Source organism: Sphaerotilus hippei, assembly GCF_003201595.1.
Taxonomy (GTDB): Bacteria; Pseudomonadota; Gammaproteobacteria; order Burkholderiales; family Burkholderiaceae_C; genus Sphaerotilus; species Sphaerotilus hippei.
In genome coordinates this window covers 111,538-135,355 of record NZ_QJJS01000002.1, presented here as the reverse complement: position 1 = coordinate 135,355, position 23,818 = coordinate 111,538, and the positions used below count along the sequence as shown (strand labels likewise).

Genomic DNA, 23,818 nt, shown 5'->3' with positions numbered 1-23,818 from the left:
GGACCACGGGCATCGGCAGGCCGACGGCGGCCACCGACGCCAGCGGCGCGCCCGTCAACGGCGGGTGCGCTTGGTCCGGCCGCCCTCGGCCCCCGACTTGGCGGCCGTGCTGCGCTTGCCAGCCGCCTTGGCCGCACGCTGCCCGACCTTGGCCGCGGCCTTGCGGGCCGAGCGCCGCACCTCGCGGTCGCTGTCCTGCAGCGTGGCCAGCTCCTGCTGGGCGCTGGCGGGCCGCTCACGGGGCGCCGCACCCCGCGGGGCTGCCGTCGGCACCGGCATGCCGGGCTCGCGCACCGGGCGGAAATCGATCTTGCGGCCATCCAGGTCGACCCGGCTGACCTGCACCCGGATGCGGGTGCCCACGCCGTAGCGCATGCCGGTGCGCTCGCCGCGCAGCTCCTGGCGGGCCTCGTCGAAGCGGAAATACTCGCCGCCCAGCTCGGTGATGTGCACCAGGCCCTCGACATAAAGCTCGTCGAGCTGCACGAACAGGCCGAAGCTGGTCGCCGCGCTGACCGTGCCCATGTACTCCTCGCCCAGGCGCTCGCGCATGAACTTGCACTTCAGCCAGGCCTCGACATCACGCGAGGCCTCGTCGGCACGGCGCTCGTTGGCACTGCAGTGCGCACCGGCCGCCTCCCAGCCCGACAGCTCCTTCTTGGCCGGCCCGCCCGGGCGGGGCCCGCGGCGCGACGAGGTGGCCACCGGCACATGCGTCGGCACGTCGAGGTGGTAGACCTTGCCGGTCAGCAGCGCCTTGATGACCCGGTGCACCAGCAGGTCGGGATAACGCCGGATGGGGCTGGTGAAGTGCGTGTAGGCGCCATAGGCCAGACCGAAGTGGCCGCTGTTGATCGGCGTGTAGATGGCCTGCTGCATCGAGCGCAGCAGCATCTGGTGGATCTGCGCCGCATCGGGCCGCTCACGGGTCTGCTGGGCGATGGCCTGGAACTCGCCCGGTGATGGCTCCTCGCTGACGACAAAACCCAGGCCCAGGCTGCGCAGGTAGTTCTGCAGCAGCGTGCGCTTCTCGGGCGTGGGCCCCTCGTGGACCCGGAACAGCGACGCATGGCCGCCGTTCTGGATGAAATCGGCCGAGCAGACGTTGGCCGCCAGCATCGCCTCCTCGATCAGCCGGTGCGCCTCGGTGCGGGTGCGCGGCACGATCTTCTCGATGCGGCCGTTGTCGTCGCAGACGATCTGCGTCTCGGTGGTCTCGAAGTCGACCGCACCACGGGTGGCACGCTGCTTGAGCAGCGCGCGGTAGACCTCGTGCAGGTGCAGCAGGTGCGGCACCAGGTCGGCCCGGCGCTGGGCCTCCACGCCACGGGTGTTGGCCAGGATGGCCGCCACCTCGGTGTAGGTGAAGCGGGCATGCGAGCAGATCACCGCCGGATAGAACTGGTAGGCATGCACCTCGCCGCCCGGGGTGACCAGCATGTCGCAGACCATCGACAGCCGCTCCTGCTCCGGGTTGAGCGAGCACAGGCCGTTGGAGAGCTTCTCCGGCAGCATCGGGATCACCCGCCGCGGGAAGTACACGGAGGTGGCCCGCTCGTAGGCATCGGCATCGAGCGGATCGCCCGGCTTGACGTAGTGGCTCACGTCGGCGATGGCCACGATCAGGCGCCAGCCCTTGACCCGGCCGACCTTGGCCGGCTCGCAGTAGACCGCATCGTCGAAATCGCGGGCATCCTCGCCATCGATCGTGACCAGCGCGACGTCACGCAGGTCGACGCGGTGGCGCCGGTCGGCCGGCCGCAGCCGCTCGGGCAGCGCGCCGGTCTGCGCCAGCGTCTCGGGCGAGAACTGGTGCGGCACCTCGTACTTGCGCACCGCGATCTCGATCTCCATGCCGGGATCGTCGATGTCGCCCAGCACCTCGGTGATGCGGCCCACCGGCTGCGAATACAGCGAAGGCGGCTCGGTCAGCTCGACGGCCACCACCTGCCCGGCCTGCGCCTTGGCCGTGCCGTTCTTCGGGATCAGGATGTCCTGGCCATAACGCTTGTCCTCGGGCGCGACGATCCACATGCCGTTCTCGTGCAGCAGGCGACCGATGATCGGGGTGGGTCGCCGTGCCAGGATGTCGAGCACCCGACCTTCGGGCCGGCCCTTGCGATCGTGCCGGATGACCCGCACGCGCACCCGATCCCGGTGCAGCACCGCGCGCATCTCCTGCGGCGCGAGGTAGACATCCGCCTCGCCATCGTCCCTCATGACGAAGCCATGGCCATCACGGTGGCCCTGGACGGTGCCCTCCGCTTCACTCATCAACGTGGCGTTCAAGTCTTTTCCTCTTCCTCTTGCGTTTGCAAGGAATGTCATGCCATAATCTTTTTCTTCGCTTGATTCAAGCCGGTTTGCAAGAGACGACAGATTCATCGGTCGGAATCCTGGAAATCGAATCGCTTCAAGTTCATCGAAACCCTGCAAGCCTAACAGGCTTGTGACGGTTCAAGGCTCAGGAGTTGCATCCTGAGGTCGACTTCGGTGGATTGGTTGCAAGAATCCTGCAAGCCCAGATGGCGGAATTGGTAGACGCACTAGTTTCAGGTACTAGCGAGTAACATCGTGGAGGTTCGAGTCCTCTTCTGGGCACCAAACGCAAGCAAAAAAGCCGACGTCAGTCGGCTTTTTTCATGGGCGCTCCACACTGCCGCGCTGATCACCCCAGGCGGCCGCAGCGATGCGATGTCGATGAAAAAAAACGGCGCCAGAGGCGCCGTTTCCATTTCAACCCACCGAGCTCTTGCGCTCGAGGGCGTCGGGCCGCAGTTCGTCGTACTGCTCGAACGGCTGGTGGATCCAGGGACTGGTCGGCAGCATGTCGACGAAATAGTCGGGCGTGTAGACCGACACGCCCTTGACCCACAGCACCGCCGAACGCAGCTCGCGGATGGCCGGCATGCCACGCAGGCGCTCCACCACGGCCTGCAGCGTCACGCCCGAATCCGACAGGTCGTCGACCAGCAGCACCCGGCCCGCCAGCTCGCCCTTGGGCATCGTGATGTACTTGGCCATGTCGAGCCGGCCCTGGATCGTGCCGGCCTCGGCACGGTAGGAGCTGGTCGACATGATCGCCAGGGGCTTGTCGAACACCCGCGACAGCACGTCGCCGGGGCGCATGCCGCCACGCGCCAGACACAGGATCTGGTCGAACTGCCAGCCTGACTGGTGCACCTTGATCGCCAGGCGCTCGATCAGCTGGTGATACTGATCCCAGGACACATACAGGTGCTTGCCATCATCGGTGAGCATGTTCATTCCTTCGAATGCTTCGGACATCGCGGGTGCGGTCGGGTGGACTGGGAATTCAGCCCAGGTAAGGATGGCGCAGCAGGATGGTGTGGTCGCGATCCGGCCCGGTGGAGACCATGTCGATCGGCGCACCGATGAAGGACTGCACCCGCTCGAGGTAGCGGCGGGCGTTTTCCGGCAGGTCGTCCCAGCGGGTGACCCCGGCGGTCGTGCCTTCCCAGCCCGGGAACGATTCATAGATCGGCTCGCAGGCGACGATGTCGTCGGCATCGAGCGGCAGGATGTCGATGCGCTCGCCGCGCAGCATGTAGCCCACGCCCATGCGGATCTCGTCGAGCCCGTCGAGCACGTCGAGCTTGGTGATGCACAGCCCGGAGATGCCGTTGATCAGGATCGAGCGCTTGAGCGCACCCGCGTCGAGCCAGCCGCAGCGGCGCGCCCGGCCGGTCACCGTGCCACGCTCCTGGCCGACGGTCGACAGGTGGTGACCCACCGTGCCTTCGGCGTTGATGTCGAGCTCGGTCGGGAACGGACCGCTGCCCACGCGCGTGGTGTAGGCCTTGGTGATGCCGAGAATGTAGTGCAGCTTGTCCGGACCGACGCCCGAACCCGCGGCCGCGTTGCCGGCCACGCAGTTGCTCGAGGTGACGTAGGGATAGGTGCCGTGGTCGATGTCGAGCAGGGTGCCCTGCGCGCCTTCGAACAGCACGCTGCCACCGGCCTGGTTCACGGCATGGACACGCACGCCGACGTCGGCCATCATCGGGCGGATCTGCTCGGCCATCTTCATGGCCTGCTCGAAGATCGGCTCGAAGCTCAGGGTCTGGCCGCTCAGGTAACCCGCCAGCGCGAAGTTGTGCAGGGCCAGCAGGTCCTTCAGCTTGGCGGCGAAACGCTCCGGATGCTTCAGGTCCTGCACGCGCAGCGCACGGCGGGCGACCTTGTCCTCGTAGGCCGGGCCGATGCCCTTGCCCGTGGTGCCGATCTTGCCGACGCCCGACGACTCGCGCAGGGCCTCGCGGGCACGGTCGACCTCGACGTGGAAAGGCAGGATCAGCGGGCAGGACTCGCTGATGAACAGGCGGTCACGCACCTTCAGGCCGGCGGCCTCGAGGCGCTCGATCTCGAGCAGCAGGTGGGTCGGATCGACCACCACGCCGTTGCCGATGAAACAGGCCACGCCCTCGCGCATGATGCCCGAGGGGATCAGCTGCAGGGCCGTCTTCTTGCCGTTGATCACCAGCGTGTGACCCGCGTTGTGGCCACCCTGGAAACGCACCACGCCGGCGGCGTGATCGGTCAGCCAGTCGACGACCTTGCCCTTGCCCTCGTCACCCCATTGAGTTCCGACGACGACCACGTTGCGGCCGGCAACACCCATGCTTTTGTTCATTTCGAAAAGTCCGTTCGAACGGTTGGTACAGGTCGGAGCCAGCGCCTCAGCGCGACTGCACAACCCACTGACCCTGCACTGCGACCAACTCACGATCGCAGTCGAATTCCTGGAATTCGTGTTCATGCCCGGGCAGCACGCACACGACCGACTCACCCTGCTCCCGCAGCCGGCGCACCGCCGACCGCAGACCGGGATCTTCGCCCCACGGGGCGCTGATGGCCGAACGGCGACCGTCGAAGGTCACATGCTCGACCACCGCCTTCAGGTCCAGGCTGAAGCCGACCGCCTCGCGGCGGCGGCCGAAGGCGGCGCCGACATCGTCGTAGCGCCCGCCGCGGGCCAGGGCATCGATGCTGCCCGGGCCGTAGACCGCAAAGCGCACGCCGCTGTAGTAGGCATAACCGGGCAGGTCCGCGAGGTCGAAGCCGACGCGCACTTCCGGATAGGCCTGGGCGATGTGCAGCGACAGCCACTGCAGGTCGTCCAGGGCCGCCGTCACCAGCGGATGGGCCGGCAGCGCGGCGCGCGCGCGCTCGAGCACCTCGGCGCCACCGTAGAGGTCGCACAGCAGCAGCAGCGCCCGGGCCGTGGCCGCAGGCAAGGCGGCCGACAGCGTCTCGACCGCCGCGCGGTCCTTGTCGGCCAGGGCCTGCTGCAGCGCCTCGTGCGCATCGGGCGTGAGCGAGGTCCCGGCCAGCACCCCGCGCAGCAGCCGGGCGTCGGCCAGGTCGATGACCAGACCCTTCAGGCCGGCGCGGCTGAGGCAGTCGACCAGCAGCTCCTGGACCTCGAGGTCGGCTTCCAGCCCGGCGTGTCCGTAGAGCTCGGCGCCGAGCTGCAGCGGCTCGCGGGTGCCGTGCAGACCCGACGGCAGCGTGTGCAGCACCGGGCCGCAGTAGCACAGCCGCGTCAGGCCCTGGCGGTTGAGCAGGTGCGCATCGATGCGGGCCACCTGGGCGGTGGTGTCCGCCCGCACGCCCAGCGTGCGGCCGCTGAGCTGATCGACCAGCTTGAAGGTCTTCAGGTCCAGCTCCCGGCCGGTGCCCGACAGCAGGGACTCGAGGTGCTCGAGCAGCGGCGGCACCACCAGCTCGTAGCCGTATCCACGAGCCGCGTCGAGCATGATGCGGCGCAGTTCTTCGATGCGCCGAGCCTCGTGGGGCAGCACATCTGCAATGTGCTCGGGCAGCAGCCAGGCAGAAGACATAGGGAATGGAGAAGACAAAAGCGTGATTCTACCGGGGCAGGCGGGCTTGCCCGGCATCACGTCGATCGCCCCGGCAGGAAACTGCGGGGCGAAGGAGCCGTTCAGGGAGCGAACAGCAGGAGCAGCAGCAGTCCGATGACGATGCTCGACAGGCCGAAGAAACGGATCTGGCCGTCCGAAAGCTGCAGGGCCTTCTCGAACACGCGGCGCCAGGACGGCGGGTTCAGGAAGGGCAGCAGCCCCTCGAGAACCAGCACCAGCGCCAGGGCGAGCCACAGCGTCTCAGCCATGTCGTCGCCTCAGCTCACTTGCGGGCAGCGGCCGCGGCGGCACCCGGGCCACCGCTGCGCATGGCCTTGAAGAACTCGCTCGACGGGTCCAGCACCATCACGTCGGACTTGCTGTGGAAGGTCGAGCGGTAGGCCTCCAGGCTGCGGTAGAACTGCGCGAACTGCGGATCGCGACCGAAGGCCTCGGAGTACAGGGCCGAGGCCTTGGCATCACCATCACCCTTGACCTTCTGGGCATCACGATAGGCCTCGGCGAGGATGACCTCACGCTGGCGATCGGCATCGGCGCGGATCTTCTCGCCATCGGCCGAACCTTCGGAGCGCAGCTCGTTGGCCACCCGCTTGCGCTCGGACTCCATGCGGCGGTAGATCGAGTCGGTGATCGTGGCGGCGAAGTCCACCCGCTTGATGCGCACGTCGACGATCTCGATGCCGAAGCCCTTGGCGTCGTCGGACAGCCGGCGCATCACGCCCTGCATGACCTTGTCGCGCTCGCTCGACAGCATCTCGCGCACGGTGCGCTTGGTCACTTCCTCGTTGAGCGCCGCCTGCACGATCGGCGAGAGACGGGCCTCGGCGTTGCGCAGGTCGATGCCGGTGTTGCGGATGAACTGGCGCGGCTCGGTGATGCGCCACTTGACCAGCCAGTCGATCACCAGGCTCTGCTTCTCGGCCGTGAAGACCGGCCGCGATTCGGGGCTGTCGAGGGTCTGCGTGCGGCGGTCGATCAGGACCACGTTCTGCAGCGGCGGCGGCAGCTTGAACTTCAGGCCGGGCTCGGAAATGACTTCCTTGATCTCGCCAAAAGCGTAGATCACCGCGACATTGCGCTGATCCACCACGAACAGCGTCGACATGGCGGTCATCAGGACCAGCAGCCCGCCAACGATCATCAAACCAATGCGATTCATCGTCACTTCCTTGCTTCAGCGTGCGTCACGGTCGCGGCTGCGCTGACCATCGCGGGAGCGTATGTCCAGGTTGGCCCCGGACGACGGCAGCGGATCGGTGCCCGCCGCACCCGGCGCCACGGCGGCAGGCGTCGAGGCCCCGCCGGTCGACGGCGCGGCCGTCTGCGCCATCAGCTTGTCCAGCGGCAGGTACAGCAGGTTGCTGCCGCTGCGCGAGTCGACCATGACCTTGCTGACGTTGGAGAACACCTGGGCCATCGTGTCGGTGTAGAGGCGATCGCGCGTGACCGCCGGGGCCTTCTGGTACTCGGTCAGCACGGCGCTGAAGCGCTGCGCATCCCCCTCGGCCTGCGCCACCACGCGGGAACGGTAACCTTCGGCTTCCTCCGTCAGGCGGGCCGCGGCACCGCGCGCACGCGGGATGACGTCGTTGGCATAGGCCTGGCCCTCGTTCTTCAGGCGCTCACGATCGGCGCCGGCCTTGAAGGCGTCGTCGAAGGCGGCCTGCACCTGCTCGGGCGCCTGCACGCTCTGCACGTTGACGTTGACGATCAGGATGCCCGCCTTCAGGCGGTCCATCTGGACCTGGATCAGCTTGACCAGATCGACCGCGATCGCGTCGCGCTGCTCGTAGAGCACCGAGTCCATCGAGCTGCGACCGACGATCTCGCGCACGGCCGACTCGGCGGCCTGCAGCACGGCCTCCTCGACGTTGCGGTTCTCGAACAGGAAGTCCTTGGCCTGCTTCAGGCGCCACTGCACCGTGAAGCGGATGTCGACGATGTTCTCGTCCTGCGTGAGCATGGACGAGTCGCGCAGCCCGGTGGTCTGCACCACCACGTTGCGCCCGACCTCGGTCGAGCGGGTCTGCGTCACGTTGACGGTCTCATGGGACTGGAAGGGATAGGGCCAGCGGTACTGGATGCCGGCGTCGACCGTGTTGCTGAAGCGGCCGAAGGTCATCACCACGGCCTGCTGGCCTTCCTGGACGATGAAGAAGCCGCTGGCCAGCCAGATCAGCGCGACCACGCCGGCGATCAGGCCGCCGCCGATGCCGGCGATGCGACCGTCGCCAGGGCCGCCGACGGGGCCGTTGCCACCGTCACCGCCATCGCCGCCACGACCGGGCTTGCTGCCGAACAGGCCGCCGAGCTTCTGGTTGAAGTCGCGCCAGAGCTCGTCGAGGTCGGGCGGACCGTCGTTGCGACCCGAGTTGAGAATCAGCGAGCCGGCCGCCGGCCCCGCATGGCCACGGGCAGGCCGTGCCAGCAAGGCACGGACAGCACCCGAAACCAGGCGCAGCGCAGAGCCCGCGGTCGCGAGGCCACGGTCAAGGAAAGGCGTCCGGACGTCCATGGGATTCGTCATCGTGTTGAAGTGGAAACAGGGTTCTCACGCCGCGGGCGGCGAATGTGGGGACAAGGCTACCACGGCGTCCGGATCATCCGCGGCGCCGTCCTCCCCCTCGTCCGACCAGGACTCGAGGTCCTCGTCGGATCGTGCGGTGGTTGGCACCGACGGCGCCAGGTCGATGTCACGGGGATCGGGCTGGCCGTCGTCCTCGGCGGCACGACGGGCTTCGGGACTGGCGCGCTGCGACAGCAGCGCACGCAGCCCGTCCAGCCCCTCGCCGGTCAGCGCGCTGACATGCAGGCGCGGCACGACCTGGCCGGGCGAGCGCTCGAACTGGTCGTGCAGCGCACGCGGGCGCGCGCTCTCCTCGACCGCATCGAGCTTGTTGAAGATCAGCACCTGGGGCACCTGATCCGCACCGATCTCCGCCAGCACACGCTCGACCTCGTGGACCTGATCCAGCCAGGTCGGGCTCGAGGCGTCGACCACGTGCAGCAGCAGGTCCGCGTCGGCGGCCTCCTGCAGCGTCGCCTGGAAGGCCTCGACCAGGCTGTGCGGCAGGTCGCGGATGAAACCGACGGTGTCCGACAGCGAGACGCTGCAACGCGCCTCGTCGAGGTAGAGCTGGCGGGTGGTGGTGTCCAGCGTGGCGAACAGCTGGTCGGCGGCGTAGGCCTGGGCCTTCACCAGCGCATTGAACAGCGTGCTCTTGCCGGCGTTGGTGTAGCCCACCAGCGAGATGCGGAAGGTGCCCTGCCGCTCGCGGGCGCGCCGCTGCGTGCCGCGCTGGCGCTTGACACGGTCCAGGCGATCACGAACGGCCTTGATGCGCACGGCGATCATGCGCTTGTCGAGCTCGATCTGGGTTTCACCCGGACCACCGCGCAGGCCCACGCCGCCCCGCTGACGCTCGAGGTGGGTCCAGCGCCGCACCAGCCGGGTCGACAGGTAGCGCAGGCGGGCCAGCTCGACCTGGAGCTTGCCCTCGTGGCTGCGCGCGCGGGCGGCGAAGATCTCGAGGATCAGGCTGGTGCGGTCGAGCACCTCGACGCCGAGGTGGCGCTCGAGGTTGCGCTGCTGGGCCGGGCCCAGCGCCTGATCGAAGATGACGCAATGGGCCTGGTACAGGTCGACGAGCGACTTGATCTCGTCGGCCTTGCCGCTGCCGACGAACAGGGCGGGATCGGGAGATCGCCGCTTGGCCGTCAACCGGGCCACCGGGAGGTCACCCGCCGACTCGGTCAGCAGGGCAAGTTCGTCCAGGCTGGACTCGAATGAAGAACCGGGCCCGAAATCGACCCCGACGAGCACGGCCCGCGGGGATTCGAGTCTTTCCGTTGAAGTCAAGATGAGAGGCGCTGCTTCCTTCCGGCGAGGCCGGAGATCAGAGGGTTTCCGACGCCTCGCCGGCGTGGAAGTTGACCGGTCGACCCGGCACGACCGTCGAGATGGCGTGCTTGTAGACCATCTGCGTCACCGTGTTGCGAAGCAGCACGACGTACTGGTCGAAAGACTCGATGTGACCCTGCAGCTTGATGCCGTTGACCAGATAGATCGAAACTGGAACATGCTCCTTGCGCAGCAGGTTCAGAAACGGGTCTTGTAGGAGTTGCCCTTTATTGCTCACGATATTCTCCGTGTTGGAAGATTAAATGACGTAGATGAAGTCCATACGTTAGCACACGACTCCAGAACTGGCTGGACGCATCAGGAATCCCTTTCCGTGAACGGATTGTGGGAACTCTTCAGTTCGATGCGCATGGGCGTGCCCACGAGCTTGAAATGCTCGCGGATGCGCCCTTCCAGATAACGCTTGTAGACCTCGGTGACGTGCTCGACCGCATTGCCGTGGATGACCACGACCGGCGGGTTCTGGCCGCCCTGGTGGGCATAACGCAGCTTGGGCCGGTAGGCGCCGACCCGCTTGGGCTGCTGGTACTGCACCGCCTCGCCCAGGATGCGCGTCAGCACCGGCGTGGGCATCTTGCGCGTGGCCGACGCCCAGGAGTCGTCGATCGCCTTCCACAGCGGGCCCAGGCCCTGCCGGCGCTTGGCCGAGATGTGCAGCACCGGCGCGAACCGCAGGAAGGCCAGGCGCTGCTCGACCGAGCGCTGCAGCAGCTCGCGCTGGTAGCTGTCGATCGCATCCCACTTGTTGATGGCGATGACCACCGCACGGCCGGCATCGAGCGCATAACCCGCGATGTGCGCATCCTGGTCGGACACGCCTTCGGTCGCGTCGATCAGCAGCAGCACGACGTTGGCATCGGCGATGGCCTGCAGCGTCTTGACCACCGAGAACTTCTCGATCGCCTCGAAGACCTTGCCCTTGCGGCGCAGGCCGGCGGTGTCGATCAGCTCGTAGGCCTTGCCATCCCGCTCGAAAGGCACGTGGATGGCGTCGCGGGTCGTGCCCGGCAGGTCGAAGGCGACCAGCCGCTCCTCGCCAAGCCAGGTGTTGATCAGCGTGGACTTGCCCACGTTCGGGCGCCCGGCGATCGCCAGGCGGGTCGGGCCGCGGCCGTTCTCGTCGCGCGGCGGCTCGTCGTCCTCGTCGAGCTCGGGGAACAGGTCGTCGAGCGCCGCCTCGATGAGGCTGCGGATGCCCTGGCCGTGGGCCGAGGAGATCGGGTGCGGCTCGCCGATGCCCAGCTCGTAGAACTCCGCCAGCTGCGGTCCGTCCTTCATGCCTTCGGCCTTGTTGGCCGCCAGCAGCACGCGCTTGTTGGCGGTGCGCAGGAAACGGGCGATGTCGTGGTCCTGGGCCGACAGACCGGCACGCACGTCGACGACGAAGATCACCGCATCGGCCTCGGCCACGGCCTGTCGCGTCTGCCGGGCCATCTCCTGGAAGATGCCGGAGGTGCAGTCGGGCTCGAAGCCGCCGGTGTCGATGGCGATGAACTCATGGCGCCCCTGGCGGGCGTCGCCGTAGTGGCGGTCACGCGTCAGGCCGGCGTAGTCCGCCACGATCGCGTCGCGGGTGCCGGTGAGCCGGTTGAACAGGGTGGACTTGCCGACGTTGGGCCGACCGACGAGGGCAATCACGGGTTTCATGCAAAGGATCCGATCACGGCTCAGCGCGCACGGAAGGCGAAGACGCCCCCCTTGCGCGTGACGACCAGCACCATCGGGCCGGCCTGGACGGGCGCGGTCACGATGGCGCCGCCATCAGTGGGAAATCGCTGCAGGGTCTCGCCCTTGTCACGCGACAGGAAATGCAGCCAGCCTTCGGCATCGCCGAAGACCACCGCCTGGGAAATGACGAGCGGTGCGCTCAGGCCGCGGTGGCGCAGCCGTTCGGTGCTCCAGGCCACGTCGCCGGCGTTGCGCTTCCAGGCGCTGATGCGGTCGCTGGCATCGGCCGCCACCACATAGTCGCTGTCGGCGCCCACGCCCTGGAAACCGCCGAGCGGACGGGTCCACAGCAGGCTGCCGCGATCGGGCAGCAGGCAGGTCACCGCCACCTGGAAGGAGCGTGCGCAGACGGAGTCGCCCACGCGTGCGGCCGGGCCGGCCAGATCGGCCAGGCGCTCGACCTCGTTGGTGCCGCGGGGCTGGCCGACGACCATCTCGTTACGCACCGTGCCAGTCAGCGGGTCAAGCGCCATCAGGCGGGCGCTGCTGCCCACCAGCAGCGTGTCCTTGAAGGCCATCAGCACGCCGGGATGGGCCAGCGCCAGCGGATCGCCCGCACGGCTGTAGACCCAGAGCTTGCGGCCGTCCAGCACGTCGTAGGCCTCGACGCTGCGATCGACCGCCTGCACGAAGACACGCTCACCCGCCACCAGCGGCGCGGTCACGACCCGGGCGGGCAGACGCACGCGCCAGCGCACCTGGGTCCGGTCGGCCACCACCAGTTCGTTGTCCTGGCTGACCACGGCCACGTGCGTGCCATCGGCCCCCACCGCGGCGCCCAGGCGCACGCCGGTGTCCACGCGCGACATCACGTCACCGGTCAGCGCATCCAGCGTGGACACGGTGCCGCTGCGGCTGGCCAGCACGAAGCGGTCGCGGAAGGCGACCACCGACAGTTCGGCCGCGGGCGTGCCGATGTCCTTCTTCCAGGCGGGCTGCGCCGACAGGCGCGGCTCGAAGGCGGTCAGCGGCGACGGCGCGGGCCGGTCCGACGAGCAGGCGCCCAGCAGCATCGCGGCGAGCACGCCGGCACACGACCAGGCCGAGGCCGCGCGCGACCCCGCCAGCGACAGGCGGCGCGCCGTCATGAGGCACTCCCGCTGGCCGCCGTGGCGGGTGCCGGCGCGGCGCCCAGACCGATCAACTTGGCCTCGATCAGGCGTCGGTAGTCGAGTCCGGCATCCATCTGCTCGTAGGCCGACTGGTAGGCGCGCACGGCCTCGGCGTTCTTGCCCTGGGCCTGCAGCACGTCGCCGCGGCGGTCGGCCACGAGCGCGGCAAACGCCTTGGGCGGGTCGGCCGGCAGCTGGGCCAGGGCCTCGTCGTGCTTGCCGTCGTCCATCAGCACACCCGCCAGGCGCAGGCGGGCGAGCAGCCGGTACTCGTCTTCCTTCGCGTGTTCGACCGCCCAGGCGAGCGACTTGCGGGCCGCGTCCTTCTGGTCCTTGTCGTACTGCAGGCGTGCGGCCAGCAGCGTGCCCTGCTCCGCGAACGCGGTGCTGCCGTAGCGGGACTGCAGCTCCTCGGACACCTTGGTGGCACGCGCCACGTCGCTGGCCTGGACCGCACGCTCGAGCTCGTCGAACATGCCGGCGGCCTTGCTCGCCTGGTCACGCTGCCACCACTGCCAGCCCTGCCAGCCCACCAGCGCCAGCGAGGCCACCAGCAGGACGGAGGTGATGAGGTTGCCGTAGCGGCGCCAGAAGTGCTTGAGCTGGTCAAGCTGCTCCTGTTCTTCAAGATCGAGATGGGTCGCCATGAACGAGGTAGATGAAGCAGGGAATCAGGAGCACCCGACGGCGATGCGGCAGCATCGCCAGGACCGGTGCCCGTCGAGGCAAGGCAAGATTATGCGGTCGCGCCCGCGGGGTGCAGCTCGGCGGCCCAGCGCGCGGCTTCGGCCAGCGCCAGCAGGCGCTGCGGTGCCGGGGCGGCGCCCGCCTCGGCCCGCAGCGGCTTGACCGCCACCATGCCCTGGGCCAGCTCGTCGGCACCGAACACCAGCGCGTAGCGGGCTCCGCTGGCATCGGCCTTCTTGAACTGCGACTTCATGCTGCCCGGGCCGTCCTTGCCGCCCGCGTGCAGCACCACCTTCAGGCCCTGGGCCCGCAGCAGCTCGGCCGTGACGGTGGCGGCCGCCAGCGCCGCGGCATCGGGCACGATGGCGTAGGCATCGGGCACCAGCGCCGGCACCTGCACGCCACTTTCCTCCAGCAGCGCCAGCACCCGCTCGACCCCCAGGCCCCAGCCCACCGCCGGAGCCGCCTTGCCACCGATCTGCTCGATCAGGCCGTCGTAGCGTCCACCGCCGCAGACCGTGCCCTGCGCGCCGAGGCGGTCGGTGACCCACTCGAACACGGTCAGGTTGTAGTAGTCCATGCCACGCACCAGGCGCGGGTTGATGCGGTAGGGCTGGCCGACCGCGTCCAGCACGGCACGCACCGAGTCGAAGTGCTTCAGCGAGACCTCGCCGAGGAAGTCCATCAGCTTCGGCGCGGCTTCGACGACGGCCTGCATCGCCGGATTCTTGGTGTCGAGGATGCGCAGCGGGTTGCTGTGCAGGCGGCGTTTCGCTTCTTCGTCCAGCACGTCGGCGTGGGCCTCGAAGTGGGCGATCAGCGCAGCGCGGTGCGCGCGGCGCTCGTCGGGCTGGCCCAGGCTGTTGAGCTCCAGGCGCACATCCGTCAGGCCCAGGTCGCGCCACAGGCTGCGCGCCATCAGGATGACCTCGGCATCGACGTCCGGGCCGGCGAAGCCCATGGCCTCGACACCGACCTGGTGGAACTGGCGATAGCGACCTTTCTGCGGCCGCTCGTGGCGGAACATCGGACCGACGTAGAACAGGCGCTTGCCACCTTCGTACAGCAGGTTGTGCTGGACGACGGCCCGCACGACGCCGGCCGTGCCCTCGGGGCGCAGCGTCAGCTCGTCGCCGTTGAGCTTGTCGGCGAAGGAATACATCTCCTTCTCGACGATGTCGGTGACCTCGCCCAGACCGCGCACGAACAGCGGGGTCGGCTCCACGATCGGGGTGCGGATGTTGGCGTAGCCGTAGCGGCGCATCAGCGCGCGCACGGTCTCTTCGAACCATTCCCAGCGCGCCGAATCCGGCGGCAGCAGGTCATTCATGCCTTTGACGGCTTGGAGTTTTTCGCTCATCGGAACACTTCTGTTGCTATCGGTCAGGCGGTCGCGCCCGCGCCGAAACGGCGCTCGATGTACTGCTCGACCAGGGCCTGGAATTCGGTGGCGATGCCCTCGCCCCGCAGCGTCACGGCCTTCTCGCCGTCGATGAAGACCGGCGCGGCCGGGCTCTCGCCGGTGCCGGGCAGGCTGATGCCGATGTCGGCATGCTTGCTCTCGCCGGGGCCGTTGACGATGCAGCCCATCACCGCGACCTTCATCGTCTCGACGCCCGGGTACTTCGCCCGCCAGACCGGCATCTGCGCCCGCAGGAAATCGTCGATCTGCTTGGTCAGCTCCTGGAAGGTGGTGCTGGTGGTACGCCCGCAGCCCGGACAGGCGGTGACGCTGGGCACGAAGGTGCGCAGGCCCAGCGACTGCAGGATCTCCATGGCCACCGTGACCTCCTGGGTGCGGGCCTCGCCGGGCTGGGGCGTCAGGCTGACCCGGATGGTGTCGCCGATGCCCTGCTGCAGCAGGATGCCCAGCGCGGTGGCCGAGGCGACCGTGCCCTTGGTGCCCATGCCGGCCTCGGTCAGGCCCAGGTGCAGCGGGTAGTCGCAGCGCCGCGCCAGCTCCTGATAGACCGCCACCAGATCCTGCACGCCGCTGACCTTGCAGCTGATCAGCACCTGGGCGGGATCCATGCCCAGCTCGACCGCGTAGGCGGCCGAGTCCAGCGCCGACTGGATCAGCGCCTCGTACATCACCTGGCGGGCCTCCCAGGGCCGGGCCCGCGCGGCGTTCGCATCCATCAGCTGGGCAAGCAGGTCCTGGTCCAGGCTGCCCCAGTTGACGCCGATGCGCACCGGCTTGTCGTGGCGCAGCGCGGCCTCGATCATCATGCCGAACTGGCGGTCGCGCTTGTCACCCTTGCCGACGTTGCCGGGGTTGATGCGGTACTTGGACAGCGCGGCCGCGCAGTCGGGGTGCTGGCTCAGCAGCGTGTGGCCGTTGTAGTGGAAGTCGCCGATCAGCGGCACGTCGATGCCCATGCGGTCGAGCTGCTCGCGGATGTAGGGCACCGCCATCGCCGCCTCGGGCGTGTTGACGGTCAGGCGCACCAGCTCGGAGCCGGCCAGCGCCAGTTCCTTGACCTGGATGGCCGTGCCGATCGCGTCGACCGTGTCGGTGTTGGTCATCGACTGGACCCGCACCGGGGCGTCGCCCCCGACGGTGACGACACGGCTGCCCCAGACCACGCGGGCCTGGCGGCTGCGGCGCGCGGCCGGCTCGCCCAGCGGGACCGGCACGGGCTCTGCTGCAAGCGGAATCGATGCGCTCATTTCAGCTCCATTCTGGCGATGTTGTCTCGTGTGTAGGGGGCCAGGTCGAGCGGCTGGCCACGCACGATCACCTGGGTGCCGCTGGCATTGCCCACCTTGAGGCGGATCGGCAGCGTGCCGTCCAGGCCGATCTCCTCGCCCTGCAGCACCATGCGCGACAGCAGGCTCTTGCCGGTGGCGTCACGCGCCTCGATCCAGGACTCGGCCGAAGTGCGCAGCACCACCTGCCCGGCCGCGGCGTACATCTCGCGCGGCGCGGAGAACACGGTGTCGACCACCGCGCCCGAGGCGGCCGGCGCCGGGGCGGAAGCCGCCACCGGGGCCCCGGAGGCCGCCGAAGCGGCCGCACCGACCGGCCCCACCAGCACCACCGGCAGGGCCTGGACGGGCTCGGAGGCAGCGTCCTCGGCCGCCTCGGCGACCTCGCTGGCGGCCGGCTCGCCCGAGGCGGCGCCCTCGTCGAGCATCGCGAACAGGCCCTGCACGGGGGGCACGAACCACAGCAGCAGGGCCAGCAGCAGCAGGGCCGCCGGCACCAGCATCACCGGCTTGAGCCACTGCAGCCAGGCACCGGCGCCGGAGGACGGGCCGGCATGCTCGCGGTAAGGGGTCGCCAGGCCGCGGCTGACCGACTCGAGGCGCTGGGGCGCCGTGTGCAGCGTGGGCAAGGCCTCGAGCACGGGCTTCGGATCGATCCCCAGCTGGCGGGCCACGGTCTGGGCCAGCCCGCGCACGAAGGCCATGCCCGGCAGCTCATCGTAGCGGCCCTCCTCGAGGGCCTGCAGCTTGCGTTCGGGCACCTTGAGCAGCTGCGCGAGCTGCTCGAGGCCCAGGTGGCGATCTTCACGCGCCTGGCGCAGCAGCGCGCCGGCCACGTTGTCGCCGGCCGGGCCGGGCACTGCCGGCGCCGCTCCGGGCTGGGCGGTACGGTCTTCACTCATCAAACTGCCCTCGTTCCATGGCTGCGGCCTCTCGGGAGGCCGGAAAACGTTCGCGCAAGGCTGCGCCGAGATCCTGAACACGTGTGGTCGCCCCGCGGCGACGCTCGATGCGCGCCTCCAGCCAGAGCGTCTCGGCGCTGGCCAGTTCAGGGCGCTGGTTGACCCGGCGGACGTAGAACAGCGCGCGATCGAGCTCGCCGCGCCGCATCAGCAGGTCCGACAGGTTCACCGCGGTGGACGGATTGCCCGGGTCGAGCTCGTAGCTGCGCATCAGCTGGCGCTCGGCCGCGGCCGGCTCGCCGGCCCGGGACTCGCACAGGCCCAGGGCCAGCAGGGTCTTGGCCGCGCCACCGTACTGCGGCACCCGCAGCGCCGCCTGCAACTGGGTGCGCGCATCGGAGAAACGGCGCTGCTGGCACAGGTACCAGCCGTAGTTGTGCAGGGTGTCGGCATCGTCGGGCCGCAGCTGCAGCGCCCGGCGGAAGCTGTCCTGCGCCAGGCCATGGTCGCCCAGGCTGGCATAGATCAGGCCACGCAGGTTGAAGGCCGCCACGCTCTCCGGATCGGCCACCAGCGCCCGCTTGACCTCGTCGAGCGCCGTGGTGGTCTGGCCCTGGGAAAAATAGGCGCTCGCCAGCTCCAGCCGGATGCGGGCCCGCCGGGCGGCAGGCGACTCGTCCGAGGCGGTGACCAGATCCGGCCGGCCCGAAGGCGCAGCCACCGGGGCCGGCGCATCGTCGCCCGGGCGGTCCATCGACGGCAGCGAGGTGCTGGTGACGGTCTCACCCGGCGAGCTCACGCAGGCCGACAGCAGCAGCACCAGGGCGGCGGCCACGAAGGGACCACCCCGACGCGACACAGGTTCCAGCAGGCGACTCAACACGGCCTCCATCCACGCTCCGGGGGAACACACCCGTGTGCTCAATCCTGCCCCAAGCTGGCTGGAGTATCGCTGCTGATGCGAACGACCCGGACGGGCGCCCGGGTCAGGCGCTCGTGGACACGGGTGCGGTCCTGCACCTCGCCGGCCAGCTGGCCGCAGGCCGCGTCGATGTCATCGCCCCGGGTCTTGCGCACGGTGGTGACGAGGCCTCCCTCGATCAGCACGGCGGCAAAGGCCTGCACCCGCTCGTCGGACGAGCGCAGCAGCCCCGAGGCCGGGAAAGGATTGAACGGGATCAGGTTGAACTTGCACGGCACCCGGCCGACCGGTCCGGCCGCACCGACCAGCTTCAGCAGCGCGCGCGCATGGGCCTCGGTGTCGTTGACCCCGTCGAGCATGCAGTACTCGAAAGTGATGAAGTCACGCGGCGCCGCCTCGAGGTAACGCTGGCAGGCCCCGAGCAGCTCGTGCAGCGGGTACTTGCGGTTGAGCGGCACCAGCTCATCACGCAGCGCGTCGAGCGGCGCATGCAGCGACACCGCCAGCGCCACCGGCACGTCCTCGCGCAGGCGGTCCATCATCGGCACCACGCCGGAGGTCGACACCGTCACCCGGCGACGCGACAGGCCGTAGCCATGGTCGTCGAGCATCACGCGCAGCGCCGGCACCAGGGCCGAGTAGTTCTGCAGCGGCTCGCCCATGCCCATCATCACCACGTTGGTGATGACCCGGTCGGCGCCCGCATGGGCCGGCTCGCCGCGCAGCGTGTGCTCGGCAAACCAGAGCTGGGCCAGGATCTCGCCCGTCGACAGGTTGCGGGAGAAACCCTGGTGACCCGTCGAGCAGAAGCGGCAGCCCACGGCGCAGCCAGCCTGGGACGACACGCACAGCGTGCCGCGATCCCCTTCGGGGATGAAGACGCTTTCGACGGCATTGCCGGCGCCCACGTCAAACAGCCACTTGACCGTGCCATCACTGGAGCGATGTTCGGAAAGCACGGGCAAGGGCCTGACCTCGGCCTGGCTCGCCAGCTTGGCGCGCAAGGACTTGGCCAGGTCCGTCATCTGCTCGAAGTCGCGCGCACCCCGCTGGTGGATCCAGCGAAACAGCTGGACCGCACGGAAACGCTTCTCGCCGAGCCCTTCGCAGTACGCGGCGAGCCCGTCGAGGTCGAAATCAAGCAGATTGACCACAGTCATGGTGGTTCGTCAGTCCGGCAGCGCTCAGCGGCTGTAGACGTTCAGCGCGGGAAAGAAGAACGCGATCTCGACCGCGGCGGTCTCGGCAGCGTCGGAGCCGTGCACGGCGTTGGCGTCGATGCTGTCGGCGAAATCGGCGCGGATGGTGCCGGCTTCGGCCTTCTTCGGGTCGGTGGCGCCCATCAGGTCACGGTTCTTCAGGATTGCGCCTTCGCCTTCGAGCACTTGCACGAACACGGGGCCCGACACCATGAACTTCACCAGGTCCTTGAAGAAGGGACGGGCGGCGTGCACGGCGTAGAACTGCTCGGCTTCGGCTTGCGACAGCTGGACCAGCTTGGCAGCGGCGATCTTCAGGCCGGCGCCTTCGAAGCGGCTGATGATCTGGCCGATGACGTTCTTGGCAACGGCGTCGGGCTTGATGATGGACAGGGTGCGTTCAATGGCCATGAAATTCTCCAGATTCTGGGTTGAGGTGGGGCAAACCGCGCATTCTAGCGATTCGGTTCGTCAAAACCGGGAAAACCCGGCCGCCCCACCCGGGGACGAGGTGGTGCCGCTCAGCGGCGACCGCCGCCCCGGCCCTTGTTGGCGCCGGGACGGGTGAAGTAGGCATCCGCGCCGATGTAGCCCACGGAGGTCTGCATCGGATCGGGCTGGCGCGGGCCGCCCTTGCGCTGATCACCGGCCGGACGATCCCCCTCTTCGGTGGGACGCCCGAAACCGGCGGTGATGCGCTTGGAGCCGGTCGCGAAACGGCGATCGAAGGTCTGCTCCAGCGGATTGGGGATGTGCAGCGGATCATCACCGTCCGGACGCGGCGCACGCGCCTCGCGCGGCGGGCGGTCCTCGCGGGGCGGGCGGTCCTCACGCGGACTCCGGTCCTCGCGCGGCGGGCGGCCGTCGCGGCGCTCGGCACGGGGGACCGGGGCGCCTTGCGGGCCGGCACCATGCTGAGGCCCGCGCGCGGCGCCCTTGGCACCGCGGCGATCGCCCCGGGCCGCCGGCTGGGCGGACACCGGTGCCGCATCGCGACCCGGACCCTGCGGAGCCGACTGCCGAGGTGCGCGATCACCACGCTCCTGGCGCTCGCCCCGCTCGGGGCGCGCACCCCGCTCGGGCCGGTCACCGCGGCCGTCACGGCGCGGCGACTCGCCTCGCCCGGCCGACACGCCACCGGCCAGCTGCCGGATCGTGCCCACATCCTTCTCGTCGAGCTCGACCCACACCCCACGCTTCAGGCCACGCGGCAGCACCACGGTGCCGTAGCGGATGCGGATCAGCCGGCTCACGCCCAGGCCGACCGAGTCGAACAGCTTGCGCACCTCGCGGTTGCGGCCTTCGGTGATCACCACGCGATACCAGCGGTTGACCCCTTCGCCACCGCCGTCCTCGATGGAGCGGAACGAGGCCTTCTGGCCTTCGATCTCCACGCCGTCGAGCAGGCGCTGGCGGGCCTCCTGCTCCAGCGAGCCCAGCACGCGCACCGCGTATTCACGCTCGACGCCGAAACGCGGGTGCATCAGCTGGTTGGCCAGGTCACCGGAGTTGGTGAACAGCAGCAGGCCTTCGGTGTTGATGTCCAGACGACCCACCGACAGCCACTTGCCGTTCTGCAGTCGCGGCAGGCGACGGAAGACGGTCGGGCGGCCTTCCGGGTCGTGGTGGGTCACCACCTCGCCCACCGGCTTGTGATAGGCCAGCACACGGGCCGGCGCAGGCGCGATGCGCACCTTGATCTGCTTGCCGCCGATGCGGATCTGGTCGCCGTGGGCGATGCGCATGCCGATGTGGGCAGGCTGGCCGTTGACGGACACCTTGCCGTCCATGATCAGCTGCTCCATGTCGCGGCGCGACCCCACGCCGGCCTGGGCCAGCACCTTGTGCAGCTTGGGCGCCTCGGGCTCGGGACGCAGCACGCGCTTGCCGACTTCGGCCTCCGCCTCTTCGGCCGCGAGTTCACCTTCGGCGTCATAGACACCGGAGAGCACCTCGGCGAACAGGTCGCCCGCATCGGGGACCGGCTCGAGATCGGCCACGGGGCCCTCTTCGATCGTCTCGATCACGAAGGCGGCTTCGACGCCGCCTTCCTCATCGGTCTCATCGGCCACGGCGGCCGACACCGGCAGCGCCTCCGGCTGGCGGTCCTTGCGGCGGCGTGCACCGCGACCACGACGAGCCCCGTCATCCACCTCGGACGACGGTTGATCGAGCACCGGCTCCGGTGCAGCGACGATCACCGGCTCGGCCACCACCGGCTCATCGGACACGGCCGGCTGCTCGGCCGTCGGCTCGGCTGCCACAGCCACCGCCACCGGCGCGCCGCGCTTGCGGCTGCGGGCCGGCCTGGCCGCCTCCTGGAGCCCCTCGCCGGAGGACGACGGCACCGGCTCGACCACCGGCGTCGTGCCGGCATCGGCCACCAGCGGGGCTTCGGCCACGGCCTTGCGGGTCGCACGCTTGCGGGCGACGGGCGCGGCGGCCTCCATCACCGGCTCCGGGCTCACCTCGGGAGGACTGGCCTCCAGCGGTGCCACGGCCGCGGCGACGGCTTTCTTGCGGGCAGGCGCCTTGCGCCGGGCAGGCGCTTCGGTCGGGCCTGATTCGACGGCCCCATCGGGCGTCGTGGGGTCTTGGTTTTCGTTCATGCGTTCGGGCCTCGGGCCTCAATCAGGATTCAGATCAGGGTTGGGCATTGCAACGAGCGGCTCTGATCCAGCGGCCTCGTCACCCGATTCTTGTCGGCCGGGTGCCATCGGCACACCGGGGTCCAGCATTTCATCCAGCAGCGATGCCTGCTGAGGCAGCGGCGGCCGGGCTTGTCTTTCCATCTCTTCAGGGGCTCGCCCCTGCAGGGCCTCGAGCGCCGGCAACTGCTCCAGCGACTTCAGGCCCAGGTCATCCAGGAACTGCCGGGTCGTCGCGTACAGCGCCGGACGACCGGGCGCCTCGCGATGACCGATCACGTCGATCCAGCCCCGTTCCTCGAGCTGGCGGACCATCTGCGTGCTGACGGTCACCCCTCGGATGTCCTCGATGTCACCCCGGGTGACCGGTTGCCGGTAGGCGATGATGGCCAGCGTCTCCATCGTCGCGCGAGAGTACTTCGGCGGTTTCTCCGGGTGCAGCCGGTCCATGAAGACACGGATCTCCGCCCGGCTCTGGTAGCGCCAGCCGGAGGCCACGCACACCAGCTCCACGCCACGGTCCATGCAGTCGCGCACCAAGTCATCCAGCAGCGCCCGTATCGTGTCGGCCCCGACCGCCCCCTCGAACAGCGCACGCATCTCCCGCACCGCCATGGGCTTGTGCGAGCAGATCAGGGCCGCTTCGAGGACGCGTCGGGCATCCCGGGTATTCATCTAATTGATCGATCGAACTTCGGAGGATGGAGCCGCCACTGCAGCATCGGAGCCGACCAGCGGCCGTCCAGCCTCGGTACCTTCAGGTAACTTCAAGCAGGGGCCGGACAGCGATTCCATTCAGGGGAGGAACATCCGCATCCGGCATGACAGTCGGTCAGAGCACCCGAGCCAGTGCGTCGGCACCCGGTGGGCGAAGGTCACTGGCCTTGACCGTCCGGCACCTCGAGCCGCGGACCTGGCGTCGCTCGTGGCCGCGTGGACCGGGGCTGCATCAGCGCACTGCTGGCGTGCATTGTCCGTCATTGTAGCCAAATGCGGCGAAGACGGAGGCCTGATCACCGGCCATCGAGGCCCAGGCCTGGGCCAGATCGTCAGGAAGTGGCGCTTCGAACACCATCCAGGCCCCGGTGACCGGGTGATGCAGCGACAGCCGGGCCGCATGCAGCGCCTGCCGCTGCAGGCCCAGCACCGGCTTGCCGCCGTAGACCGCATCGGCCAGCAGCGGATGGCCGGCCTGCGACAGGTGCACGCGGATCTGGTGCGTGCGGCCCGTGTGCAGCTTGCAGTGCACGGCCGCCACCGAGGCCCGACCGCCCTCGGGCGTCGCCACCGCCAGCACCCGCACGTCGGTGCGGGCCGGCTTGCCCGAAGCCACCACCGCCATGCGCACCCGGGAGACCGGATCACGCCCGATCGCCGCCTCCAGGGTGTGCACCGACCAGGCGGGGCGCCCGTGGATCAGCGCCAGGTACTCGCGCCGGACCTCGCGCGCGGCGATCGCGCGCACCAGCGCCGTCTGCGCCTCGAGCGTCTTGGCCACGACCATCAGGCCCGACGTGTCCTTGTCGAGCCGGTGCACGATGCCCGCCCGCGGCAGGCCGGCCGCAGCGGCATGGTGGGCCAGCAGCCCGTTGAGCAGCGTGCCCGACCAGTGACCGGCGGCAGGGTGCACGACCAGGCCGGCGGGCTTGTGCAGCACCAGCAGCGCCGCATCCTCGTGGACCACGTCCAGCGCCATCGGCTCGGGCCTGAACGCCGTGCTGTGGGCCGTCGGCTGCAGCACCACGGCGATGACCTGGCCGGCCGTGACCTTGCGCGACGCACTGGCCAGCACCTGGCCGGCGCAGCGCACGTGACCCGCCTCGATCAGCGTCTGCAGGTGGCTGCGCGAGAACTCCGGCGCCACCCCCACCAGCCAGCGGTCGAGCCGCAGACCGTGGGCCGCCGCATCGACGGTGGCCGTGCGCGTTTCGGGCTCGCCGCCCTCGGCCAGGCCACCACCGGGATCGACGCCCTCCTCCGTGTCTTCGAGCTCTGCGGGGAATTCAGGCGGGACGCCAGGGGACCGGTTCATATAATCCAACTTCTTCTTCTGAAACGAGCCGGGCCTGCGACCGCCGGCCAC

Annotated in this window: 21 protein-coding genes and 1 tRNA gene; 1 reads left to right on the top strand and 21 read right to left on the bottom strand. The window is 69.3% G+C overall.

Annotated elements, in window-relative coordinates:
- Positions 1-54: 54 nt before the first annotated feature.
- Complete coding sequence (gene rnr / locus C7444_RS02620) at positions 55-2,274, bottom strand: ribonuclease R (RefSeq protein WP_245909377.1); 2,220 nt, start codon at positions 2,272-2,274, stop codon at positions 55-57.
- Positions 2,275-2,519: 245 nt separating this feature from the next.
- On the opposite strand from rnr, the gene C7444_RS02615 reads away from it, so the two are divergent.
- Positions 2,520-2,604 (top strand) — tRNA-Leu (locus C7444_RS02615).
- Between the two features lie 132 nt (positions 2,605-2,736).
- Here the strand turns inward: C7444_RS02615 and C7444_RS02610 are convergent.
- From C7444_RS02610 to C7444_RS02515, 20 genes are all read right to left on the bottom strand, one after another.
- Positions 2,737-3,261: a phosphoribosyltransferase gene (locus C7444_RS02610; RefSeq protein ID WP_110399468.1), complete on the bottom strand. Its 525-nt coding sequence runs from the start codon at positions 3,259-3,261 to the stop codon at positions 2,737-2,739.
- 55 nt (positions 3,262-3,316) lie between these two features.
- Positions 3,317-4,642, bottom strand: coding sequence for an adenylosuccinate synthase (locus tag C7444_RS02605; protein WP_110399281.1), 1,326 nt, complete (start codon positions 4,640-4,642; stop codon positions 3,317-3,319).
- A gap of 58 nt (positions 4,643-4,700) precedes the next feature.
- Positions 4,701-5,864, bottom strand: coding sequence for an ATP phosphoribosyltransferase regulatory subunit (locus C7444_RS02600; protein WP_110399280.1), 1,164 nt, complete (start codon positions 5,862-5,864; stop codon positions 4,701-4,703).
- Positions 5,865-5,965: 101 nt separating this feature from the next.
- On the bottom strand, positions 5,966-6,154 hold the full coding sequence (locus tag C7444_RS02595; protein ID WP_110399279.1) for a DUF2065 domain-containing protein: 189 nt from the start codon (positions 6,152-6,154) through the stop codon (positions 5,966-5,968).
- 14 nt (positions 6,155-6,168) lie between these two features.
- A complete protein-coding gene (gene hflC, locus C7444_RS02590) occupies positions 6,169-7,065 on the bottom strand; it encodes a protease modulator HflC (RefSeq protein ID WP_110399278.1) in 897 nt (298 codons plus the stop codon).
- Positions 7,066-7,080: 15 nt separating this feature from the next.
- On the bottom strand, positions 7,081-8,334 hold the full coding sequence (gene hflK / locus C7444_RS02585; RefSeq protein ID WP_245909398.1) for an FtsH protease activity modulator HflK: 1,254 nt from the start codon (positions 8,332-8,334) through the stop codon (positions 7,081-7,083).
- A gap of 123 nt (positions 8,335-8,457) precedes the next feature.
- Positions 8,458-9,765: a GTPase HflX gene (gene hflX, locus C7444_RS02580; RefSeq protein WP_110399276.1), complete on the bottom strand. Its 1,308-nt coding sequence runs from the start codon at positions 9,763-9,765 to the stop codon at positions 8,458-8,460.
- A gap of 37 nt (positions 9,766-9,802) precedes the next feature.
- A complete protein-coding gene (gene hfq, locus C7444_RS02575) occupies positions 9,803-10,045 on the bottom strand; it encodes an RNA chaperone Hfq (RefSeq protein ID WP_110399275.1) in 243 nt (80 codons plus the stop codon).
- An 80-nt stretch (positions 10,046-10,125) separates the two neighbouring features.
- A complete protein-coding gene (gene der, locus C7444_RS02570; protein WP_110399274.1) occupies positions 10,126-11,475 on the bottom strand; it encodes a ribosome biogenesis GTPase Der in 1,350 nt (449 codons plus the stop codon).
- Between the two features lie 20 nt (positions 11,476-11,495).
- On the bottom strand, positions 11,496-12,644 hold the full coding sequence (gene bamB / locus C7444_RS02565; RefSeq protein WP_245909375.1) for an outer membrane protein assembly factor BamB: 1,149 nt from the start codon (positions 12,642-12,644) through the stop codon (positions 11,496-11,498).
- Positions 12,641-13,315, bottom strand: a complete 675-nt coding sequence (locus C7444_RS02560; protein WP_110399273.1) for a YfgM family protein — start codon at positions 13,313-13,315, stop codon at positions 12,641-12,643. The genes bamB and C7444_RS02560 overlap by 4 nt, the downstream gene beginning before the upstream one ends.
- A gap of 89 nt (positions 13,316-13,404) precedes the next feature.
- Positions 13,405-14,715: a histidine--tRNA ligase gene (gene hisS, locus C7444_RS02555; protein WP_110399272.1), complete on the bottom strand. Its 1,311-nt coding sequence runs from the start codon at positions 14,713-14,715 to the stop codon at positions 13,405-13,407.
- Between the two features lie 23 nt (positions 14,716-14,738).
- On the bottom strand, positions 14,739-16,025 hold the full coding sequence (gene ispG / locus C7444_RS02550; protein ID WP_110399271.1) for a flavodoxin-dependent (E)-4-hydroxy-3-methylbut-2-enyl-diphosphate synthase: 1,287 nt from the start codon (positions 16,023-16,025) through the stop codon (positions 14,739-14,741).
- A complete protein-coding gene (locus C7444_RS02545; RefSeq protein WP_110399270.1) occupies positions 16,022-16,966 on the bottom strand; it encodes a helix-turn-helix domain-containing protein in 945 nt (314 codons plus the stop codon). Before C7444_RS02545 ends, ispG begins: the two co-directional genes overlap by 4 nt.
- The gene (gene pilW, locus C7444_RS02540; RefSeq protein WP_375136901.1) at positions 16,959-17,849 is read right to left on the bottom strand and encodes a type IV pilus biogenesis/stability protein PilW; all 891 of its coding nucleotides are present in this window, start codon (positions 17,847-17,849) and stop codon (positions 16,959-16,961) included. The genes C7444_RS02545 and pilW overlap by 8 nt, the downstream gene beginning before the upstream one ends.
- A 38-nt stretch (positions 17,850-17,887) precedes the next feature.
- Positions 17,888-19,048 carry a dual-specificity RNA methyltransferase RlmN gene (gene rlmN, locus C7444_RS02535; RefSeq protein WP_110399268.1) on the bottom strand — a complete coding sequence of 387 codons (1,161 nt, stop codon included), beginning with the start codon at positions 19,046-19,048 and terminating at the stop codon, positions 17,888-17,890.
- 24 nt (positions 19,049-19,072) lie between these two features.
- Positions 19,073-19,498, bottom strand: a complete 426-nt coding sequence (ndk, locus tag C7444_RS02530) for a nucleoside-diphosphate kinase (protein WP_110399267.1) — start codon at positions 19,496-19,498, stop codon at positions 19,073-19,075.
- Positions 19,499-19,608: 110 nt separating this feature from the next.
- The gene (rluB, locus tag C7444_RS02525; RefSeq protein WP_245909373.1) at positions 19,609-21,696 is read right to left on the bottom strand and encodes a 23S rRNA pseudouridine(2605) synthase RluB; all 2,088 of its coding nucleotides are present in this window, start codon (positions 21,694-21,696) and stop codon (positions 19,609-19,611) included.
- Positions 21,697-21,714: 18 nt separating this feature from the next.
- Positions 21,715-22,410, bottom strand: a complete 696-nt coding sequence (gene scpB, locus C7444_RS02520) for an SMC-Scp complex subunit ScpB (RefSeq protein ID WP_110399266.1) — start codon at positions 22,408-22,410, stop codon at positions 21,715-21,717.
- 274 nt (positions 22,411-22,684) lie between these two features.
- On the bottom strand, positions 22,685-23,767 hold the full coding sequence (locus C7444_RS02515) for an RluA family pseudouridine synthase (protein WP_110399265.1): 1,083 nt from the start codon (positions 23,765-23,767) through the stop codon (positions 22,685-22,687).
- Positions 23,768-23,818: the final 51 nt, after the last annotated feature.

Excerpts from the sequence above, each read along its gene's own strand:
- C7444_RS02605 (WP_110399281.1), bottom strand. The coding sequence starts at position 4,642 with ATGGGTGTTGCCGGCCGCAACGTGGTCGTCGTCGGAACTCAATGGGGT.
- ispG (WP_110399271.1), bottom strand. The coding sequence starts at position 16,025 with ATGAGCGCATCGATTCCGCTTGCAGCAGAGCCCGTGCCGGTCCCGCTG.
- C7444_RS02600 (WP_110399280.1), bottom strand. The coding sequence starts at position 5,864 with ATGTCTTCTGCCTGGCTGCTGCCCGAGCACATTGCAGATGTGCTGCCC.
- hisS (WP_110399272.1), bottom strand. The coding sequence starts at position 14,715 with ATGAGCGAAAAACTCCAAGCCGTCAAAGGCATGAATGACCTGCTGCCG.
- scpB (WP_110399266.1), bottom strand. The coding sequence starts at position 22,410 with ATGAATACCCGGGATGCCCGACGCGTCCTCGAAGCGGCCCTGATCTGC.
- rnr (WP_245909377.1), bottom strand. The coding sequence starts at position 2,274 with ATGAGTGAAGCGGAGGGCACCGTCCAGGGCCACCGTGATGGCCATGGC.
- rluB (WP_245909373.1), bottom strand. The coding sequence starts at position 21,696 with ATGAACGAAAACCAAGACCCCACGACGCCCGATGGGGCCGTCGAATCA.
- der (WP_110399274.1), bottom strand. The coding sequence starts at position 11,475 with ATGAAACCCGTGATTGCCCTCGTCGGTCGGCCCAACGTCGGCAAGTCC.
- C7444_RS02545 (WP_110399270.1), bottom strand. The coding sequence starts at position 16,966 with ATGAGTGAAGACCGTACCGCCCAGCCCGGAGCGGCGCCGGCAGTGCCC.
- C7444_RS02610 (WP_110399468.1), bottom strand. The coding sequence starts at position 3,261 with ATGCTCACCGATGATGGCAAGCACCTGTATGTGTCCTGGGATCAGTAT.
- C7444_RS02515 (WP_110399265.1), bottom strand. The coding sequence starts at position 23,767 with ATGAACCGGTCCCCTGGCGTCCCGCCTGAATTCCCCGCAGAGCTCGAA.
- hflC (WP_110399278.1), bottom strand. The coding sequence starts at position 7,065 with ATGAATCGCATTGGTTTGATGATCGTTGGCGGGCTGCTGGTCCTGATG.
- C7444_RS02560 (WP_110399273.1), bottom strand. The coding sequence starts at position 13,315 with ATGGCGACCCATCTCGATCTTGAAGAACAGGAGCAGCTTGACCAGCTC.
- C7444_RS02595 (WP_110399279.1), bottom strand. The coding sequence starts at position 6,154 with ATGGCTGAGACGCTGTGGCTCGCCCTGGCGCTGGTGCTGGTTCTCGAG.
- rlmN (WP_110399268.1), bottom strand. The coding sequence starts at position 19,048 with ATGACTGTGGTCAATCTGCTTGATTTCGACCTCGACGGGCTCGCCGCG.
- ndk (WP_110399267.1), bottom strand. The coding sequence starts at position 19,498 with ATGGCCATTGAACGCACCCTGTCCATCATCAAGCCCGACGCCGTTGCC.
- bamB (WP_245909375.1), bottom strand. The coding sequence starts at position 12,644 with ATGACGGCGCGCCGCCTGTCGCTGGCGGGGTCGCGCGCGGCCTCGGCC.